Source organism: Moritella sp. JT01, assembly GCF_001574435.1.
Lineage (GTDB): Bacteria > Pseudomonadota > Gammaproteobacteria > Enterobacterales > Moritellaceae > Moritella.
Map to the genome: position 1 here is coordinate 1 of NZ_LOCN01000027.1, position 16,025 is coordinate 16,025.

The window sequence follows — 16,025 nt, forward strand, 5'->3', positions numbered from 1 at the left end:
TGGTCGGTGATAGAGGATTCGAACCTCTGACCCCCTGGTCCCAAACCAGGTGCGCTACCAAGCTGCGCTAATCACCGAACATGGTGCGGAAGGAGAGACTTGAACTCTCACACTTTGCAATACTAGAACCTAAATCTAGCGCGTCTACCAATTCCGCCACTTCCGCACAATTTTTCAACTTACTAGCAGGTAACTCTAGCAAGGGTGATAACTTAATTCTAAAAGAATATCGTCGTTATCGAATATGGGGCGACTGACGGGATTTGAACCCGCGACAACCGGAATCACAATCCGGGGCTCTACCAACTGAGCTACAACCGCCACAAACTTTTACATCAACCCGTTTTGGTAAACGAATCAATTTTAATATGGTGACCCCTATAGGATTCGAACCTATGGCCTACGGCTTAGAAGGCCGTTGCTCTATCCAACTGAGCTAAGGAGTCGTGGTCGGTGATAGAGGATTCGAACCTCTGACCCCCTGGTCCCAAACCAGGTGCGCTACCAAGCTGCGCTAATCACCGAAAGTGTTGAAGACAATGTCTGTCAACGAGGTGGATAGTACAGAGTTGCTCTGTTCTCGTCAAATAGTTTATCTAAGTGAAGAAACAACTGTCTAATAGTTATACACCAAGCGAGATTATAACAACAATATGCTCGGTTTGAGTGCTAATTGCAGACTTTTTACTAAATAGTAACGCAAATCAATAACAAAGCAGGTCTCAATTAACCTGCTTATCGACGTTCTAATCTGCTTATACTAACTCTGCAACCACAGTTTCAGACCAAGACTCTAAATTTAGCTTAGCTAATTCATCCGCTGCTAAGAAACCCGCTAGATTCAACGCGTCTTCTTTGCTCGTAACAACAAGGTCTGCATGTACCTCAGCAACTAATACAATACCTAAATGCACTTCATCAACCGGGGTTACATCTTTAGAAAGATAACCAATTGTTGTCATCCCTAAGAAGTCGCTTTCTGTTAGGCCAAGCTCTTCATGTAGTTCACGATACATACCTGTGCGTAACGTATCTGTTAGTTGGAATACACCGTTGGCATCATAAACCGCATCAACAGCATCAACGTGACCACCAATACCAATACTGAATAAGTTATGTAAGCGAGATTCACCACCCGATACAGAACGCTCGTATGCTAAGTATTTATCACCCTGCTTTACAACCACATAGGGTATAAGCTGGCGAAATTTAGGATTTGTTTCTAACAGTGCGCGCTGCATAATAACAACATCTTTACTTTCGATATTAACCGTCGAACTGTCAATTAAACGGGTTGAGGGTGCTGCTACGTCTGCAAAAACGGAAATAATATGCTCTTGGTGTTTCACTGTTACTTACCTAAATAATTCAAAGCATCTTTATAACCAAATACGCGCTATTTGTCACTCCAATTAGATAATTATTTATCTATATCAATTGCTGACAAACTGGTGTTTTAGTGCGAAAATAGCCCAACTTTCTAACCAAGAGATTAATAAAACTCAATGACTGCTCAAATCATTAATGGAAAAAATATTTCTCAGCAAGTTCGTAAGAATGTTGCTGAAGAAGTGGCTACGCGTACTGCTCAAGGATTACGCGCCCCGGGTCTTGCTGTGATTTTAGTGGGTGCCGATCCGGCATCACAAGTATATGTTGGGAGTAAACGTCGTGCCTGTGAAGAAGTAGGCTTCGTTTCTAAATCTTACGATCTTGAAAGAGATAGCTCGCAAGAGGTTTTATTAGCATTAATTGATGAGTTAAATGTAGACACCACGATTGATGGAATATTAGTGCAACTGCCTTTACCTGAGCATATTGATACCACTGTTGTGTTGGAACATATTCGCCCAGACAAAGATGTTGATGGTTTTCATCCTTATAACGTAGGTCGTTTATCACAACGTATCCCTGCATTACGTCCTTGCACACCAAAAGGTATTATTACGCTACTTGAATCAACAGGTGTTGACCTACATGGTCTAGATGCTGTTGTAGTTGGCGCGTCGAATATTGTTGGTCGTCCAATGACGCTTGAATTATTACTTGCAGGTTGTACTACAACAACATGTCACCGCTTCACTAAAAACTTAGAAGCGCATGTACGCCGTGCCGATTTAGTTGTAGTTGCAGTTGGTCGCCCTAACTTTATTCCAGGTGAATGGATCAAGAAAGGCGCAATGGTGATCGATGTTGGTATTAACCGTTTAGAAAATGGCAAACTTGTTGGTGATGTTGGCTTTGAAGTAGCAAAAGAAAATGCTTCTTTCATTACCCCTGTACCAGGTGGTGTTGGTCCAATGACAGTTGCAAGCTTGATCGAAAATACCCTAATCTCTTGCCGTGATTACCATTCAAAGTAATCGATAAGCAATAAGTTACAAATAGTACGTAATAAATCATCACGTATTATAAATAATAAAAGCCGCATCACCTTTAGGTTATGCGGCTTTTTTGTAAGCTAAACTATTTATTTGAAACTTAACAGTTCTACTTCAAATATCAGCGTTGAACCAGCTTGAATTGAACCAGCGCCACGGTTGCCATACGCTAAACGACTTGGGATAAAGAAGCGACGTTTCTCACCTACGACCATTAATTGCACACCTTCGGTCCAACCCGGGATCACTTGATTTAAACCAAATGTGATCGGCTCGCCGCGCTGTACTGAGCTATCAAACACAGTGCCGTCTAATAATGTACCGTGATAATGAACCGTCACTTTAGAACGACCCGTTGGATGCTCAGTGCCAGTGCCTTTAGTGAGTATTTTCGATTGTAGGCCCGACGCAGTTACTTCGACACCTTCTTTTTCCAAATTCGCGGCTAAGAACTCTTTACCTAATTCTATATTTTCAGCGGCTTGTTTTTTATTCCCCCCCATGCGTTGCATAAGGAAAAAAATCAACGCACAACCAATGATCACTGAAATAATTTTAAACATGATTAATCCCTATCTAGTAAACAAAACGCCAATAACGGCTTAAATTAAACTTAGATTCAAGCCTAAATTAAAATACTAAGTCATCGGCATTTAAAGTTAATTCAATTTTTATCTACTACACCACAACATTATATACGGCGCCAACTTTACTTACGACGCCAAGTGGTACCGTTAGCACCATCTTCCAATACAATACCCAGTGCGTTCAATTTGTCACGTGCATCATCCGCCATGCCCCAATCTTTGCTTGCACGCGCATCGTTACGCTGTTTAATAAGCGCTTCGATTTCAGCCACTTCATCATCTTCACCCACATCACCTTGCAAGAAGGCTTCTGGTTCTTGTGACAGTAGACCAAGCACATTACCAAATGCAACTAACTGTGCCGCTAATTCACCTGCACGTTTCGCATCAGTGTCTTTAATACGGTTAATTTCTTTTGCCAGTTCAAACAACACTGGGAATGCTTCTGGTGTATTAAAGTCATCATCCATTGCCGCTTTAAACGTTTCAACGTACGCTTCACAACCAGGAGCAACACCATCAACGTCGGCAACTGTCACACCACGTAATGCCGTATATAAACGCTCTAAACTTGCACGCGCTTGTTTTAAATTATCTTCTGAGTAATTTAGCTGACTGCGATAATGACCAGAAATTAAGAAATAACGTACAGACTCGCCATCGTATTTTTCTAATACATCACGGATAGTGAAAAAGTTATTTAATGATTTAGACATCTTAACTTTGTCGATTTGTACCATACCTGAATGCATCCAAGTATTCACGTATTCACCATTATGTGCGCAGCATGATTGTGCCACTTCATTTTCGTGATGTGGGAACATCAAATCAGAGCCACCACCATGAATATCAAATACTTCACCCAGTAGTTTATTATTCATTGCTGAACATTCAATATGCCAACCTGGACGCCCTTCACCCCAAGGAGAAACCCAGCTTGGTTCACCCGGCTTAGCCATTTTCCATAATACGAAATCCATTGGATTACGCTTATCTAATTCAACTTCAACACGAGCGCCAGCTTGTAGCATATCCAAGTCTTGACCACTTAATTTACCGTAGTCAGCGAATGTCTTCACTTCAAACAATACATCGCCACTGCTCGCAACATAAGCATTACCTTTAGCTACTAACTTTTCGATAATTTCGATGATATCAGGCATGTGCCCCGTTACCGTTGGTTCGATATCAGGACGAATCATGTGCAGCGCATCAAAATCTTCATGCATGGCTTGGGTAAAACGCGTTGTTAACTGATCGCAAGTTTCACCATTTTCGTTTGCACGTTTAATGATCTTGTCATCGACATCCGTAATATTACGGATAAACTTAACCGTATAACCGCGATGGCGAAGGTAACGCACCACAGTATCAAACGCCACAAAAGTACGACCATGACCAATATGACAGTAATCATAGATAGTCACACCACATACGTACATACCTATTTCACCTTCAGTGATAGGTTTAAATTGTTCTTTTTGGCGAGTCAGTGTGTTGTAAATCTTCAGCATCGAATAGTGATCCTTGCGCAAACAGTAAAAATGCAAATAATTGATTGATTTTACCATTAGCATTAATGATTACTAGCTTTGCAACAGCATAAAAGGTCGAAATTTAACTGAACAACCAAAAAAGTGTATAAATCAGGCAAATGAAAGCACAAAAATAAGCCCTTCCCACCCCTTCTGTCCCTAAAAGCTTTGCCATTGTCGACCTTTAGGATAGAATTTACTCCGTTAATTAACTAAAGGATCATTAAGATGATAACCCTACATACAGATTTCGGTGATATCAAAATCGCACTTAACTTTGAAAGTGCACCAAAAACAGCAGCTAACTTCCTAGAGTACGCAAAAAGCGGCTTCTACGAAGGTACTATCTTTCACCGTGTAATCGATGGTTTCATGGTTCAAGGCGGCGGCATGCTTCCTGGTATGGAAGAGAAAAGCTCAAATGCATGTATCGAAAATGAAGCAGATAATGGTCTGTCGAATAAATTAGGTACATTAGCAATGGCACGTACTTCTGATCCGCATTCAGCAAGTTCGCAGTTCTTCATCAACATCAAAGACAACAACTTCCTAGACTTCACAAGCAAGACGTCACAAGGTTGGGGTTACTGCGTATTTGCTGAAGTTGTTGAAGGCATGGACATCGTTGAAAAAATCAAAAAAGTAGCGACAGGCAACAAACTTGGCCACGGTGATGTACCACTAGAAGACATCATCATTACTAAAGTAACTGTAGAAGAAGCTTAATTGCTCACTCAGTTTCTAAAATAAATACACTGCCTAGGTAGTGTATTTTATTCCAGACAAGGATGAAACTACCACATGACTACTTTGTTTATTTCAGATCTGCACCTTGATGAGCGCCGTCCGCAAGTTACCGAGTTATTTTTACACTTTCTTACGACCGAAGCACGCGAAGCTGACGCTCTCTATATTTTAGGGGACCTATTTGAATTCTGGTCTGGTGATGACATTAGTAATCCACTTAACGACAGCGTTCAAGATGGACTTAAAGCGTTAACCGACAGTGGCGTGAAATGTTTCTTAGTAAAAGGTAATCGTGACTTCTTGGTGAGTAAGCGTTTTGCTAAACGTACAGGCATAACAATCCTCGGGGATTACACAGTGATTAATCTTGACGGCCAAAAGATACTCATTGCACATGGCGATACCTTCTGTACGCTAGATGAAAAATACCAAGCATTTCGTGCAGCCGTTAATATCCCATGGCGCCAAACACTATTTACCTGCTTACCTATCTTTGTACGTGAAGCGATTGCGGATAAAATACGCGGCCATAGCCAAGAAGGTAATCAACAAAAAAGCATGACAATCATGGATGTAACAGAATCTGAAGTTGTCGATAAAATGCAAGAATATAACTGCCAGATATTAATTCATGGTCATACCCACAAACCGAATATTCACGATGTTCAATTGACAGCAGACAAGCTCGGAAAACGGATCGTACTAGGAGACTGGTTTGATCAAGGCAGCGTACTTATTTGGCGTGATGGTCAATATGACCTCCAGCAACGTGCATTTTTAAAAGACGCGTAAAAAAGATAACATCGGTTTTGTGAATTAAAGATCAAAAAAGGAGCATTACGCTCCTTTTTAAATCACTGAACTAAGTTGTTTAACTCACACTAAGCTTATTCGCCTTCGTTATGAATTTCTAAATTAGCAATTTCTTCTTTTTCTTTGACTGTTTTAGCACCATCGCTACGGACATCGTTAAGACGCTGTAAATAATCCGCATCAATATCACCCGTCACGTATTCACCGCTAAACACTGAGGTTTCGAACTTTTTAATCTCAGGGTTACACTTTGAAACAGCAGCGATTAAATCATCTAAATCTTGGAAAATAAGTGCATCTGCACCGATCATCGTTGCAATCTCATCGACGTTTCGACCATGGGCGATTAGCTCTTCAGTGCTAGGCATATCAATACCGTAAACGTTCGGATAGCGTACTTCTGGTGCAGCTGAAGCTAAATAAACATTTTTAGCGCCTGCTTCACGTGCCATTTCAATGATCTGTTCTGATGTTGTGCCACGTACAATAGAATCATCGACTAATAGTACATTTTTACCTATAAACTCAGATGAAATTGCATTCAGTTTACGACGTACAGACTTACGACGTAAAGTTTGTCCTGGCATGATGAACGTACGACCAATATAACGGTTTTTAACAAAACCTTGGCGGTATGGTAATTCCAGCACTTTTGCAATTTCTAACGCACTATCACATGACGTTTCAGGAATTGGAATCACAACATCGATGTCAATATCAGCCCATTCACGCTTAATTTTATGACCGAGTTTCTCGCCCATTGCAAGACGTGATTCGTAAACAGATACCTTATCAATGGTTGAGTCTGGACGTGCAAAGTAAACAAATTCAAAGATACATGGATTATGCTTTGCATCTTTAGCACAGTGCGCGCTAAATAGCTCACCTTCGTCAGTAATATAAACAGCTTCACCTGGTTCAATATCACGTAAAAAGTTAAAACCTACTGCATCAAGCGCAACAGATTCAGAAGCAACCATATATTCTTTTCGTTCACCTTCAGTTCTCACACCTAATACTAGCGGGCGAATACCGTTAGGATCACGGAAAGCAACAAGACCATGATTAATAATCAGTGATACCACAGCATAAGCACCGCGTGCTTGCTTGTGTACAGCTGTAATTGCAGTGAAAATATCTTCTGCAGTCAAATGTAAACTTGGGCATTTATCTAATTCATGCGCCATAACATTAAGTAATACTTCTGAATCAGACGTGGTATTAATGTGACGACGGGCTTTATGAAATTGATCTTCTTTTAATTCGGCGGCGTTGGTTAGATTTCCGTTATGAGCAAGGGAAATACCGAACGGAGAGTTAACATAGAAAGGTTGAGCCTCAGCGGCGCTCGAGCTTCCTGCCGTAGGGTATCGAACATGACCGATACCAATATTACCTTTCAAACGCTGCATATGTTTAGCTTCGAATACATCGCTCACTAAACCATTTGCTTTGCGCTGCCTAAAGTTTCCATCACTTAAGGTTACAATCCCAGCAGCATCCTGTCCACGATGCTGTAATACTGTTAATGCGTCATAGATAGACTGATTAACAGGGGTTGTAGAAACAATGCCAACAATTCCACACATAACCTAAATTCCTCGTTTACTGTGCTTTCGATAAAATGCTATTTATAACGTTTCGCTTGTCATAAACCCTGCATGTTGTCCCATGCAGAAGCTTGATGTTCAAAAAACCATTTAATGAGTGGTTTTAACTCAGCTATTAATGGCGAAGCCTGCCACCAAGCCGTTTCCGGAAAACTGGTGAATAACTGTAAAAATAACAGTAACACGCACACCACTAATACTCCTCGGGCAATACCAAAGCATACACCGAGCAATCTATCCGTACCTGATAAACCAGTTTTATCTACTAACTGACCAAGTATGTAATTTAGCAAAGCCCCTAACATAAGGGTCGAAATAAATAATAGCGCTATCGCAACGCCATTTTTAACTAACTGTTCGCTGAATGCAGCACTAAATGCATCGAAATTTTCTAAGTAGGCAGCAATATCTTGATAATAATAACGAGATATAAAGAAGGCACAAAACCAAGTGCAAAGAGAGAACGCTTCCTTGACAAAACCACGCACTAAACTTATCACTGAAGATAAACCAACAATACCTAAGATAAGGTAATCAATCCATGCCATGTTTTGTTCCACTCATTTGAAATTCGCGCCATTGTAACAAGTTAAATACGAGATTGATAATAGTTATAAACAAAAAAAACCGACATAAATGTCGGCTTTTTAATTACTTGTCTCGAGGGTCAAATTTCTCAATCACACCTTTCAAACTGGTGATTTTTTGTAATTTTGGCAATAAACGTTTTAGCTCATTTTTATTTACGTTTGGCCCTACATATAATCGATTTAACTGACCAGCCTGTTTATAGCGTGGTAATCGATAAGCATCAAAACCCGCTTTCCTAATTTTTTTAACTAAATCATCAACCGCGACTGAATTCTTAAAGGTACCTAAACGAATATTCCAACTATTACCGACTGGCGGTATTACTTTTGCAGTTTCGACTGGCTTAGCTAATGGGATAAGTTTCGGTGCTTTAATAATAGGTTTAGGTGTGTATACTGCCGGTTCCACTTTTTTAGCCGCCGTTAAATTAATTGTGGGGGCGGGTTCAATGAGTAATTCGGCCACTTCATTATCGAATGAATCAAAGTTAACGGGCTCAGCAAGTTCAACTAACGCAGGACGCAAAGGGATGCTCGCTGCATTCTCACGATACGTGACCTTCTGACCATCTAGTAAGTCAGGTAAAAAGATGATACCAATCGCCACTAGAATAATAGTGCCGACTAAACGATGTTGAAATGTCGATGCCACGTTTATTTAACCACTTATATGTTGGATAATTTCCGCTACCGTGAAAAACGAGCCGAAACCAATAATAATGTCATTACAATCAGCACTTTGATTTACTGATTGCCAAGCTTGCGCTATTGTATCATGACTCATAGGCTGCTGGCTAAGGCTATCACGGCTTTTCCCGCTCTGTTGCATCGCATCTACTAATCCCTGCTCGATTTGCTGACAAGATGCTGCGCGCTCGCCCTGTAATGCAGCAAGGTGCCAACAATCTACAACGCCCGTTAAAGCCGCCAAACTTGCTGCAATATCTTTATCTTTGAGCATGCCAACAACAGCAATAATCTTAACTGGCGAATGAGCCTGCTGCTTTAAACGTGCGAGTTGTGTTGCGAGGTAACCCGCGGACTCAGGATTATGTGCAACATCCAAGAATTGTTGTGGCGAGGTACCTAATCGTTGCATACGACCTGGTAACCTAGCATTCGCAACACCACTGCGAATGGCAGATTCAGGTACAGCCAATCCTAACGCTTGAATTGCGGCAATGGCCGTAGCGGCATTTTGCAAAGGTAACTGGGGAATAGCCAGATCAGAAAACACAGATCCAATATTAGCTTGTTGTTCTGCTGAACTCGCTTGCCAATCCCAACTTTCAGCATGCTGCGTATAGTAATAGTCACGATTAACAGCAATCAGTTCAGCACCGACTTCGTTAGCATACTCAGCAATGGTAGGTGGCGGATTAATCACACCACAAATGGCTTTTTTATTAGCACGGAAAATACCCGATTTTTCACGTGCAATAACGGCTTTATCTGTACCAAGCCAATCAGCATGATCAATATCAATCGTAGTGACAACCGCAACATCAGCAGAAACAATATTTGAAGCATCTAAACGGCCACCTAATCCAACTTCAAGGATCACCACATCTAATGTTGCATCTTGAAATAATTTCAATGCGGATAATGTCGTAAATTCAAAATAAGTTAATGTGGTATCACCGCGCCCTGCTTCAATAAAGGCAAATGAATCAGCATGCGCTTGTGCGCTGAGCATCTCACCGTTAACGCGAACACGCTCTCGGTAATCTTGAATATGGGGAGAACTGGTGACGCCAACATTGTAACCAGCATCAAGGAGAATTCGTTCTAAAAATGCGCAGGTAGAGCCCTTACCATTTGTGCCTGCAACTGTAATTACTTTGGCATCAAATGTCGTTAATGCTAAATCAGCAGCAACGCGTCCTATGCGGCCTAATCCCATTTCAATATTAACAGGATGAATACTTTCTAAATAGCAAAGCCAGTCTGCAAGAGACTGGCTTTTATTAATATTGTTCAACATTGGCAATATTTACTCGTTAGTGTTTACTCGTTAATGCTTTGAGCCTCACTTGGAGTCTTAACTTCATCCGCTGCAGGTACAACGACTGGCGTTGTTTCTGTACTTGCTGATGCAGTCGCAATGTTATCAGACGTTTCCAAGTTCATCATCTTCGCTAATAGGCCTGCAAGTTTATCACGCATTTGGCGACGATCAACAATCATATCGATCGCACCTTTCTCTAACAAGAATTCACTACGTTGGAAACCTTCGGGTAACTTCTCACGTACTGTTTGCTCAATAACACGTGGACCAGCAAAACCAATCAACGCTTTTGGCTCAGCAATGTTAACATCACCTAGCATAGCCAAACTTGCAGACACACCACCCATTGTAGGGTCAGTCAGCACAGAAATGTAAGGTAAACCTTTTGCTGATAGCTTCGCTAACGCCGCACTCGTCTTCGCCATTTGCATTAATGAGAATAATGCCTCCTGCATACGTGCACCGCCACTTGCAGAAAAACAAATTAACGCACGGTTCTCAGCCATACATTCATTAACTGCAGCAACAAAACGAGCACCAACAACGGTTGCCATTGAACCACCCATAAATGAGAATTCAAATGCACAAACGGCAACAGGAATACCTTTAATCGTCCCTTTTTCCACGACCAACGCATCTTTTTCGCCTGTTGTTTTTTGCGCGTTAGATAAACGATCTTTATATTTTTTGGTATCGCGGAATTTTAATTTATCACTTGGTTCGAATTCTGCACCAATTTCAATGCGGCCATCTTTATCAAGTAATTTATTGAGACGTTCACGTGCATTCACACGCATATGGTGATCACACTTAGGGCAAACGCCTAAATTACGCTCAAGTTCTGCATGATATAAAACCTGATCACAAGAGGTACACTTAGTCCACACTCCTTCAGGAATATTACGACGCGCTGTTGCGCTCTTGCTTTTTGGTAGTATTTTTTCAATCCAGCTCATGAACCCTACTTATAATTTGTTCTAATTAATTGAAGTATAAGATGTTAAATGCGTTGTTAATACGATCATGACACAAAAATTCAAAACCAATTAACAAAAATTAATGCGTTAAGTCGATATCTGTCGAACTTAACAATACTCCACATTTATCGTGTAACACAATTAAATCACAGATTATCCAATAAGTTTATCTAAAACTGGTCATACCCTTGTGACTTACCATCAAAAATCAATAAAAAATGATAAATCGCAATGAATACCAGCCATGTATAACGCTTTTTTTTTGATGCTGGCGATGCTTGAAAGTTCACAGGATAATCTCTTTTATTTCAATTAAAGCAATCAGTTAAAACTGCTCGGGTAAAAACAACGGACCCACTGCCGGTCGTGGTAGTCTAAACTGACTTGGGTAGTCAACTTCGACCATGTACAAGCCTGCTGCTTTACTTGTTGCCGCAGCAACTGAACGGTCTTTTCCGGCTAATAACTCAGCAATCCAAGATACGGGCTTATTACCTTTACCTACTTCCATTAACGAGCCCGCGAGGTTTCTGACCATATGGTGTAAAAATGCGTTGGCTTTCACATCAATAATAATGTACATATTTTGACGTATCACTTTAATGTGGTGCATAGTTTTAATTGGGCTTTTGGCCTGACAATGTTTCGCACGGAAAGTGGTAAAATCATGTTCGCCAACAAGTTGCTGTGCCGCTTCATGCATCAAATCAGCATTAATGTCACCATAGTAGTGGCTCACACCAGAACTCAAAATTGCAGGGCGCAATTGACTGTTAAAGATAATATAACGATAACGTCGAGCTGTAGCGCTAAAACGGGCATGGAATTCTTCATCCACTTCTTGTGCCCAACGCACTGCAATATCATCAGGTAAATTAGCATTAACACCCAATGTCCAAGCAACGTCTTGGCGCACAGCGTCGGTATCGAAATGAACAACTTGACCGGTACCATGAACACCAGAATCAGTACGTCCCGCACAATGTACGATCACAGGATGATTGGCAACACGAGATAAGGCCTCTTCCAGCTTTTGTTGTACACTAATTACGTCTTTTTGACGCTGCCAGCCGTAATATTTACTACCGTCATATTCTATACCGAGTGCAATTCGCATTTATCTTCCAACTTTAGACTTTCATTAATTTTAAAAAAACAAAAAGCGGTGACTTTCGCCACCGCTTTACTAATTATTACATAATAATTATATCGCTCAATTATACCGCTTCAGCTTACAAGTTGAAAGTAGCTAAAGTTCGATAATCCCACTAATATTTTACATTACTGACTGTTGGTAAAGAATCATAATCGACTCAAAAGCTTATTCACTTCAGCTTGCTGCACCGCATCACCAGCACCCGCCAATGGCTCTAGAATAGATTTAGCGCCATCTTTATCTTCAATTTCAAGATAAGCACGCGCAAGATCTAATTGCGCACCAAAGCGGTTATTCTCATCATCAATATCAATAGCGTTATTATCAAATAAGCTATTACTGTATTCATCAAGGCCGACATCTAATTTTACTTTATCATAAGGTTCGTCTTCGATATTAGCGGGCTGTTGCGATGCTTCATTTAACAATTTATCGATATCAATAAACTCTTCTGCTTGTGCTGCTGCAACATCAATCGGAGGCTGTTCGCTTGGCGCGGCACTAAATGCATTCGGACTGAACTCTGCCAACATAGCTTCAATATCATCTAACGGTTCATCAGCATTATCAGGTTTTTTTATGGCTTCAGGGGCTTCACTCACCGTCCCATCAAGTTCAGCTAACATTTCATCAACCGTCTGGCCGTGGGCTTGTGGTAAATTGACCTCAACGCCAGCTTCCGCTAAAAGACTATCGATATCGTCCATATCAACAACTTGCTGACTCTCTATTTTCGGTGCAATATGGTCAACTTCAGCTTGAGCAATATCATCTAAACCAGCTTCCGCTAAGAGGCTATCAATATCGTCCATATCAACAACTTGGTTCGCATCTGGAACATCCGATACGTTACTTAGCACAACGTCATCCGCTTGCGCTATCGCTTCTAATTCAGCTTCAGCTAAGATACTGTCAATATCGTCCATATTCACAAATTCATCATTTACTACTGGCAATGATTCTGTAACGGCTTCAGAAGTTGGAGCACCAGGAGCCTGTGAATTACTGAGCTTAAACTGTTCTAACATTGAATCGACTTCAGCTAAATCAGCATCTAATGTATTTTTATTATTTGTCGGATCGTCTGGGATCAAGTTAGGTTCGTCTAATTCTTCACGCCAGCTTAAATCAGGTGTCACACTATCATTTTCAAAGCTTGTGCTTTCATCATCTAATGTTAAGTCAATATCACTAAAATCATTATCATTTAACTCTGGTATGACAGGCGCTTTATCTATAATTTCCGGCATAATAGGCGCTGCGGGTTTAGTAATAATAGAGTCCATCGGTAAGTCATTAGGTTCATCTAAAAATACAGTATCTTCCGCGTCAAGCTGTAAATTAAAATCAGGCTCTTCTAAGTTGGGCGCTGCAAATGTATTTATCTTATCAGCAGGCTTTCCTGCGGGAGCTTTAACCTCTTCAGGCATAGACATAGCACCATCAGGTGCAAAGCTTTCAGCGTTAAGATAATCACTGAGTTCATCAACAGTATTATCCGCATCAAACATCACGCTATCTTCAATATTATTTTTCTGATCATTTCTATTTTTTAACCATAGCCCTAACCAAACTAAAAACAGTAATGAAAATACACCAGAAACGCCACCAATTAACCACCAATTGTTATAGCTTTCAGCTTCCATCACCGCTTTCTTTTTCGCGGACTCAATTATAACGTTCTGTTCAGCAATCCGTGCATTTTGCTGTTCGATTAATGCTTTTAAATCCGCTTTCAACGTATTATCAATCGCCATTTGCTCTTTAAGTTCCGCTAATTCCATACGAATACTTTCTAGCTGTAATTTAAGGCGACGATTAGTTTCACTTGATAATAAAAGATGTTCGTTACTTTCTGTTAGCTCACCTTGTAATAAAGCAAATTTATCACGTTCGATTTTATTTTTAACAATCACCTTCGCGCTTGGTTTAGCAGTATTGATCGATGGGGTTGATTTCTTTTTAGTACCTGATTTTTTCGTGAGCGCATTTTTTAGGGCTGAACCGTCTGTTGCTTGTATCTCAGCGGCACTGGGGATCTTAAGAAAACTACCATCAATCATTTTATTGATGTCACCACCTAAAAATGCATGGGGGTTAAGCGCAAGAATAGCGGCCATCGTTTTGTATAAACTTAAGCGACTATCTGGTCTCGTAGCGGTTGCAACTGACCATAACGTATCAGCCTTCACAATTGGTCCGTAATTATTAGGCGAAGAAGGGGTATACACTTCAGGGCCTTTTAATTGAAGAACAAATCCATTTGAATTCGCAGCAATACCCGCCATAGGAATCAGCAGAAATAAAACAACCCATTTTAACTTCGATAAACCCGATATCATTGTTAACCCTTACTATGAAACAACACCAACACACTTAAAATTAATATAACATATCCAAAATCCCAGTATACACATGAATTCACTGGTATCTTCTACTTAACTATTCTAATGGTTAATTTCAATAAAAAAAATTTGTGAATAGAAACTATGATACGAATCAGAAAAATAAAATACAAATAAAAAAATAGCACCCAATATTGGGTGCTAAATATGCAATTTAAATAAATTCATCGCCAAGGGCTAAAATTTACTCTTACAGGTAATCGCGAATTAATACTTCTGCAATTTGTACACTGTTTGTTGCTGCACCCTTACGGATGTTATCGCCAACAACCCACATATTAATACCACTTGCGTGTGAGATATCTTCACGGATACGACCAACAAACACGTCATCATGACCCGCAGAGTCAGACACAGGTGTTGGATAGTCTTCTTCATTCTCAATCAGTTTAACACCTGGCGCATGACGCATGAGTGAACGAACTTCTTCCGCACTGATAGGTGAACGAGTTTCTAAATGGATCGCTTCTGAGTGTCCATAGAATACCGGTACACGTACCGCAGTTGGATTAACCATAATACTGTCGTCAGCAAAAATCTTTTGCGTTTCCCACACCATTTTCATTTCTTCTTTGGTGTAGCCATTATCCGTAAACACATCAATTTGTGGGATCACATTAAATGCGATCTGCTTTGGATATACTTTAGTTTCTACTTCACGTGCATTTAATAAACTTGCTGTTTGACCCGCTAGTTCATCAATTGCGCTTTTACCAGAACCTGATACGGCTTGGTAAGTTGCAACATTAATACGTGAAATACCCACGGCATCATGAATAGGTTTTAATGCAACTAGCATTTGAATTGTTGAGCAATTTGGATTCGCGATAATGCCACGGTTTGTATATTGCGCAATTGCTTCTGGGTTTACTTCTGGTACAACTAATGGAATATCGTCGTCATAACGAAAATGTGATGTGTTATCAATAACAACAACACCCGCATCAGCTGCGATTGGCGCCCATTTTTCTGATACCGAACCACCAGCAGAGAATAAGCCGATTTGAACTTGTGTCCAATCGAATTCTTCAACATCTAATACTTCAACTTGTTTATTATTAAAGGTAATTTTACCACCAGCACTACGGCTACTTGCTAATGGATAAATATTACCGATTGGAAATTTACGTTCCTGTAAGATTTCCAACATCATTTGCCCTACGGCACCTGTTGCTCCTAATACTGCAACATCATATAGTTGACTCATCAACGACTC

The 16,025-nt window shown here is 40.4% G+C and carries 14 protein-coding genes and 5 tRNA genes; 3 read left to right on the forward strand and 16 right to left on the reverse strand.

The genetic code is table 11. From position 1 onward, the window contains the following. From AKG98_RS18295 to AKG98_RS18320, 6 genes are all read right to left on the reverse strand, one after another. Positions 1 to 77, reverse strand: a tRNA-Pro gene (locus AKG98_RS18295). A gap of 4 nt (positions 78 to 81) precedes the next feature. Then, positions 82 to 166 (reverse strand) — tRNA-Leu (locus tag AKG98_RS18300). Between the two features lie 79 nt (positions 167 to 245). Further along, a tRNA-His gene (locus AKG98_RS18305) sits at positions 246 to 321 on the reverse strand. Between the two features lie 48 nt (positions 322 to 369). Then, a tRNA-Arg gene (locus AKG98_RS18310) sits at positions 370 to 446 on the reverse strand. 1 nt (position 447) lies between these two features. Continuing rightward, positions 448 to 524 (reverse strand) — tRNA-Pro (locus AKG98_RS18315). Between the two features lie 231 nt (positions 525 to 755). Then, the gene (locus AKG98_RS18320; RefSeq protein ID WP_067049328.1) at positions 756 to 1,349 is read right to left on the reverse strand and encodes an NUDIX domain-containing protein; all 594 of its coding nucleotides are present in this window, start codon (positions 1,347 to 1,349) and stop codon (positions 756 to 758) included. A gap of 156 nt (positions 1,350 to 1,505) precedes the next feature. On the opposite strand from AKG98_RS18320, the gene folD reads away from it, so the two are divergent. Beyond that, entirely contained in the window at positions 1,506 to 2,363 is an 858-nt protein-coding gene (gene folD, locus AKG98_RS18325) for a bifunctional methylenetetrahydrofolate dehydrogenase/methenyltetrahydrofolate cyclohydrolase FolD (RefSeq protein WP_067049331.1), read from the forward strand. Positions 2,364 to 2,470: 107 nt separating this feature from the next. On the opposite strand, the gene AKG98_RS18330 is transcribed toward folD, so the two are convergent. Beyond that, positions 2,471 to 2,944, reverse strand: coding sequence for an FKBP-type peptidyl-prolyl cis-trans isomerase (locus tag AKG98_RS18330; RefSeq protein WP_067049332.1), 474 nt, complete (start codon positions 2,942 to 2,944; stop codon positions 2,471 to 2,473). Between the two features lie 146 nt (positions 2,945 to 3,090). Further along, the gene (gene cysS / locus AKG98_RS18335; protein ID WP_067049333.1) at positions 3,091 to 4,482 is read right to left on the reverse strand and encodes a cysteine--tRNA ligase; all 1,392 of its coding nucleotides are present in this window, start codon (positions 4,480 to 4,482) and stop codon (positions 3,091 to 3,093) included. 249 nt (positions 4,483 to 4,731) lie between these two features. Here cysS and AKG98_RS18340 point away from each other — a divergent pair, with 249 nt between their 5' ends. Then, positions 4,732 to 5,229, forward strand: coding sequence for a peptidylprolyl isomerase (locus tag AKG98_RS18340; RefSeq protein ID WP_067049334.1), 498 nt, complete (start codon positions 4,732 to 4,734; stop codon positions 5,227 to 5,229). A gap of 75 nt (positions 5,230 to 5,304) precedes the next feature. Continuing rightward, a complete protein-coding gene (gene lpxH / locus AKG98_RS18345; RefSeq protein ID WP_067049336.1) occupies positions 5,305 to 6,042 on the forward strand; it encodes a UDP-2,3-diacylglucosamine diphosphatase in 738 nt (245 codons plus the stop codon). A gap of 95 nt (positions 6,043 to 6,137) precedes the next feature. On the opposite strand, the gene purF is transcribed toward lpxH, so the two are convergent. The 8 genes from purF to AKG98_RS18385 all read right to left on the reverse strand — a co-directional run bounded on the left by purF (position 6,138) and on the right by AKG98_RS18385 (position 16,016). Then, entirely contained in the window at positions 6,138 to 7,652 is a 1,515-nt protein-coding gene (gene purF / locus AKG98_RS18350; protein WP_067049338.1) for an amidophosphoribosyltransferase, read from the reverse strand. A 59-nt stretch (positions 7,653 to 7,711) separates the two neighbouring features. Then, entirely contained in the window at positions 7,712 to 8,221 is a 510-nt protein-coding gene (locus AKG98_RS18355; RefSeq protein ID WP_067049340.1) for a CvpA family protein, read from the reverse strand. Positions 8,222 to 8,324: 103 nt separating this feature from the next. Further along, positions 8,325 to 8,915, reverse strand: coding sequence for an SPOR domain-containing protein (locus AKG98_RS18360; RefSeq protein WP_067049346.1), 591 nt, complete (start codon positions 8,913 to 8,915; stop codon positions 8,325 to 8,327). Between the two features lie 6 nt (positions 8,916 to 8,921). Next, positions 8,922 to 10,247, reverse strand: coding sequence for a bifunctional tetrahydrofolate synthase/dihydrofolate synthase (gene folC / locus AKG98_RS18365; protein WP_067049351.1), 1,326 nt, complete (start codon positions 10,245 to 10,247; stop codon positions 8,922 to 8,924). Between the two features lie 23 nt (positions 10,248 to 10,270). Then, entirely contained in the window at positions 10,271 to 11,227 is a 957-nt protein-coding gene (gene accD, locus AKG98_RS18370; RefSeq protein ID WP_067049354.1) for an acetyl-CoA carboxylase, carboxyltransferase subunit beta, read from the reverse strand. A gap of 346 nt (positions 11,228 to 11,573) precedes the next feature. Beyond that, positions 11,574 to 12,365, reverse strand: a complete 792-nt coding sequence (gene truA, locus AKG98_RS18375) for a tRNA pseudouridine(38-40) synthase TruA (protein ID WP_067049357.1) — start codon at positions 12,363 to 12,365, stop codon at positions 11,574 to 11,576. A 185-nt stretch (positions 12,366 to 12,550) separates the two neighbouring features. Then, on the reverse strand, positions 12,551 to 14,746 hold the full coding sequence (locus tag AKG98_RS18380; protein ID WP_067049360.1) for a FimV/HubP family polar landmark protein: 2,196 nt from the start codon (positions 14,744 to 14,746) through the stop codon (positions 12,551 to 12,553). 253 nt (positions 14,747 to 14,999) lie between these two features. Further along, positions 15,000 to 16,016, reverse strand: a complete 1,017-nt coding sequence (locus AKG98_RS18385) for an aspartate-semialdehyde dehydrogenase (RefSeq protein WP_067049363.1) — start codon at positions 16,014 to 16,016, stop codon at positions 15,000 to 15,002. Between the last annotated feature and the right edge of the window lie 9 nt (positions 16,017 to 16,025).